The organism is Candidatus Woesearchaeota archaeon, from assembly GCA_003695435.1.
Taxonomy (GTDB): domain Archaea; phylum Nanobdellota; class Nanobdellia; order Woesearchaeales; family UBA11576; genus J101.
The window spans coordinates 1-3,856 of sequence record RFJL01000071.1; the positions used below are offsets into that span (position 1 = coordinate 1).

Genomic DNA, 3,856 nt, shown 5'->3' on the forward strand with positions numbered 1-3,856 from the left:
CTTTCAGTCGTCAAGGCGTATGACAAGAGCAATATCTAATTCTGCCTTAGTTCTCCACTCCATCAACAAATGTTAATTTCACTACAAACAACCAGACAGGGGAAATCGACCTTACGCTCACCCTCCCTTCGTTCAGGGAGTTTAACCGCGAATAGTCACAATTCTCAAAGATTGCTTAATCTAAACTAAGTATGCCTCTTTGTATATCCTTTAAGGTTTGAGGATAAAGAACATGTTCGATTCCTAGAACACGCTCTGCAAGAGTTTGAACCGTATCTCTTTCATATCTTGGAACCTTGTATTGTGCTAGAATTCTTCCTTCATCGTATTCTTGAGTTACGATGTGTACTGTTGCCCCGCTTTCCCTATCGCGAGACTGAATAACTGCTTCGTGAACACGCATCCCATACATTCCTTTTCCACCATATTTTGGAAGTAGTGATGGGTGGATGTTGAGCATTCTGTTGGGATATGCATCTAGAACTGCAATCCCTATTTTCTTCACATAACCTGCAAGCACAACCAGATTCACATCATGACGCCTAAGAACGTTAAGAATTGCTTCATCAGGATTTTCCGTAATTTCTTTATTTAAACAATAGCAAGGAATATTCACCTCTTTTCCTAGATTTAAAACGGGAGCTTTTGGATTATTGCTTATAATTACCTTTGCACGAGCGTCTAATTTTCCTTGTTCAATCTCTTTGAGTATTGCTTCAACATTACTTCCCCTATGAGATGCTAAAAAACCTAAACGCAGATCCATCAACACACCGTGTTGATTAAGGATTAATAAAGGTATCTTGTACGAGGAGTACTTTTGATCGTTTCAAGTCTTCATTTAATGCGCTGTCGATTATTCTCTGAAGAAGTAGTTGCAATCAGTCAAAATGGTTCTTTGCGATGAACAATTACTTCGCCACCCTTATATTCCAAGTGGTGATGCTCTTTTCCCTCTTTGATTTCGTTGAGTCTTTCAATCCAAGTCTCAATTTCTTCATCGCTTAGGTTGATTTCAGTTACGCAATATTCTTCATCCATCACACGCAAGAAAAACATCTAAAATTTATAAGAGTTACGTCAAGAATTGGTATATCCTGTGTCTTTGCATCACTATGACAGTGTAATGAGAATAAAAAAGTATGAAAATAAAAAAAGAGATGAAAAATTAAGAAATAATTAACGGCGTTCGTTTTAGATTACGATTGCTGTTGTTTTTTCATCTTTTTCAGCGTCGAAATCTGTTACGAGTGCCTCTGTTGTGAGGACCATTGCTGAGATTGACGCTGCGTTTTGGAGTGCGTTTCTTACGACTTTTGTTGGGTCTATTACTCCTGCTTGGAAGAGGTCTTCGTAGCAATCCTTTTTCGCGTTGTAGCCAATGTTTTCATCGCTTTCGTTTTTGAGTCGTGCAAGAATTTCTGCTCCTTCTTTTCCTGCGTTTTTCGCTATTTGTCGTATGGGTTCTTCTAGTGCTCTTCGAACAATGCTTACTCCGATGTTTTGATCTCCTTCAAGTTTTAAGGATTCGATGCGTTGTGTTGCTCGTAGAAGTGTTGTTCCTCCTCCTGGAATGACTCCTTCTTCTACTGCTGCTTTTGTTGCGTTGAGTGCATCGTCAATTCTCATTTTTTTCTCTTTGAGTTCTGTTTCTGTTGCTGCGCCTACTTTGATGACTGCAACGCCTCCGCCGAGTTTTGCAAGTCGTTTTTTCAACTCTGTTTTTTTGTATTCGGAGTCTGTGTTTTTTATTTGGTTTTCAATGAGTTTTTTTCTTGACTCGATGCGTTCTTTGTCTCCTTTTCCTTCTACGATAATGGTTTTTTCGCTATCCGTTTTGATTTTTCTTGCGCTTCCTAGCCAGGATGGGTCGAAGTCTTCGAGTTTCATGCCTTTTTCTTCGCTGATTACTGTTGCTCCTGTGAGTGTTGCGATGTCTTCGAGGAGTTCTTTTTGCTCGTCTCCAAATCCTGGTGCTTTTACTGCGCAGACTTTGAGTGCTCCTCTTATGATGTTAAGGATGATTGCTGCTTGTGCATCCCCGTCAACATCTTCTGCGATGATGAAAAGAGGTCTTCCTTCTTTTGCTGTCATCTCTAGTACGGGTACGAGTTCTTTTACAGAGCTGAGTTTTTTGTCCGTGATGAGGACGTATGCTTCTTCTTGTTCACAGATCATTTTTTCTGAGTCTGTTACCATGTAGGGTGAGATGAATCCTCTTTCAAATTGCATTCCTTCTACGACTTCTAGTTCTGTTTCTATGCTTTTGCCATCTTCAACGGTGATTACTCCGTCGTTTCCTACTTTTTCCATAGCATCAGCAATGAGTTTTCCTATGACTTCATCGTTGTTTGCAGAAATTGTTGCTACTTGTTTGATTTTTTCTTTGTCGCTTACATCAACACTTTTTTCTTTGAGGTAGCTTATTACTTCTTGTGTGGCTCTTTCAATTCCTTTTTTTACTTCTATGGGGTTTGCCCCTGATGTAATGTTTTTTAGGCCTTGTGAAACCATTATTTGTGTGAGTAGTGTTGCTGTGGTTGTTCCGTCACCTGCGTTGTCTTGTGTTTTTGAGGCGACTTCTTTTATGAGTTTTGCACCCATGTTCTCAAACTTGTCTTTAAGAGAGATTTCTTTTGCGATGGTTACTCCGTCGTTTGTGACTAAGGGGTGAGAAGTTCTATCAAGGACTACGTTTCGACCTTTTGGTCCAAGGGTTACTTTTACAGTGTTTGCTACTTTGTCAATTCCTCTAAGTAGTGCTGCTCTTGCAGTTTCATCGAATACGATTTGTTTCGTTTCTGTCATTGGAACCACCTCATTCGATTTTTGCCAGGATATCTTTGAAGTCTACAAAGACGTATTTTTCTTCGTTGATTTCTATATCTTCTGCGCTGTACCCTCCATAAATTACTTTGTCTCCTTGTTTGAGGGGTAGTTCTTTTCCGTCTTTGTAGGTGCCAACTGCTACGACGACTCCTTCTTTGCGATTTTCTTTAGCGGAGTCGGGAATGTAGATTCCTCCAGCAGTTTTTTCTTCTTGTTTTTCTTGTTTTATGAGAACTCGTTCGCCTATTGGTTTGATGTTCATGTGATCTCAACCTCCGCAATTTTTTGTATGTTTTTTGTCTGGTTGTGTTTTTGCGTTGTTGGATGCGATAATGAAATGAATTAAAAAAATTAATCGCGGGTCGAAGCGCTCAAACTACACACCACATCACGTTTACATCACTTACCTTTTTCCTTGCGAAATGTTTCTTTTAACGTATCAAGTGCTTTTTGAACTGCTTCTAATTCTGATCGGGATTCTCCTGTTGCCCGCACGCGCATCTTTGAGGTAAGTAATCTCAACCTGCACTGAAGAAGAGGGTGTGGTCTGTTGGAGATTGATGCGATGTATGCATGAATTGTTCCCTCTCCGATTTCGCGTTCATGTCTTTCAATGAATTTTTTAATTTCTTCTTCGATTACTTGTTTGTCAACAAGGCCTTTCCTTGAAGAGATAATTACGGATACGTTGTCTTTGTGTTTTTCTTCTAGGAGTACTTGTTCGAGTAGGTCTCTTTTGGTGAGCATTCCAACAGGTTCTTCCTTATCGTTGACAATGACCAATCCGCTAATGTCGTTGGAAAGCATTTTATCAATTGCTTTGTCTAGTGTGTCTTCTGGTTTGAGAGTTTCTACCGTTACTGTCATAACTGCTTCTACAGGAACTTCGTACACTGATGAAAGATCATCATGGATTGAGAAGATATCAAGTTGTTTGTCCATGGACATCGCTTTTTTAACGACGTCGTGTTGGGATACAATTCCGACAGCAGATCCTCTTTCAACTACTGGCAGTCTTGATATATGA

Annotated in this window: 4 protein-coding genes and 1 pseudogene; all 5 read right to left on the bottom strand. The window is 39.8% G+C overall.

Translation table 11 applies throughout. The features are described 5' to 3' along the window. Positions 1 to 175 precede the first annotated feature (175 nt). The gene (gene purN / locus D6774_05030; protein ID RME77257.1) at positions 176 to 760 is read right to left on the bottom strand and encodes a phosphoribosylglycinamide formyltransferase; all 585 of its coding nucleotides are present in this window, start codon (positions 758 to 760) and stop codon (positions 176 to 178) included. A gap of 434 nt (positions 761 to 1,194) precedes the next feature. Then, positions 1,195 to 2,808 carry a chaperonin GroEL gene (gene groL / locus D6774_05035; protein ID RME77258.1) on the bottom strand — a complete coding sequence of 538 codons (1,614 nt, stop codon included), beginning with the start codon at positions 2,806 to 2,808 and terminating at the stop codon, positions 1,195 to 1,197. Positions 2,809 to 2,818: 10 nt separating this feature from the next. Further along, the gene (locus tag D6774_05040) at positions 2,819 to 3,091 is read right to left on the bottom strand and encodes a co-chaperone GroES (protein RME77255.1); all 273 of its coding nucleotides are present in this window, start codon (positions 3,089 to 3,091) and stop codon (positions 2,819 to 2,821) included. A gap of 137 nt (positions 3,092 to 3,228) precedes the next feature. After that, positions 3,229 to 3,777, bottom strand: a complete 549-nt coding sequence (locus tag D6774_05045; GenBank protein ID RME77256.1) for a CBS domain-containing protein — start codon at positions 3,775 to 3,777, stop codon at positions 3,229 to 3,231. A 3-nt stretch (positions 3,778 to 3,780) separates the two neighbouring features. Beyond that, positions 3,781 to 3,856, bottom strand: a pseudogene (locus D6774_05050) (CBS domain-containing protein).

Bases quoted from the DNA above. Each gene is read 5' to 3' on its own strand.
- groL (RME77258.1), bottom strand. From the start codon at position 2,808: ATGACAGAAACGAAACAAATCGTATTCGATGAAACTGCAAGAGCAGCA.
- D6774_05040 (RME77255.1), bottom strand. From the start codon at position 3,091: ATGAACATCAAACCAATAGGCGAACGAGTTCTCATAAAACAAGAAAAA.
- D6774_05045 (RME77256.1), bottom strand. From the start codon at position 3,777: ATGTCCATGGACAAACAACTTGATATCTTCTCAATCCATGATGATCTT.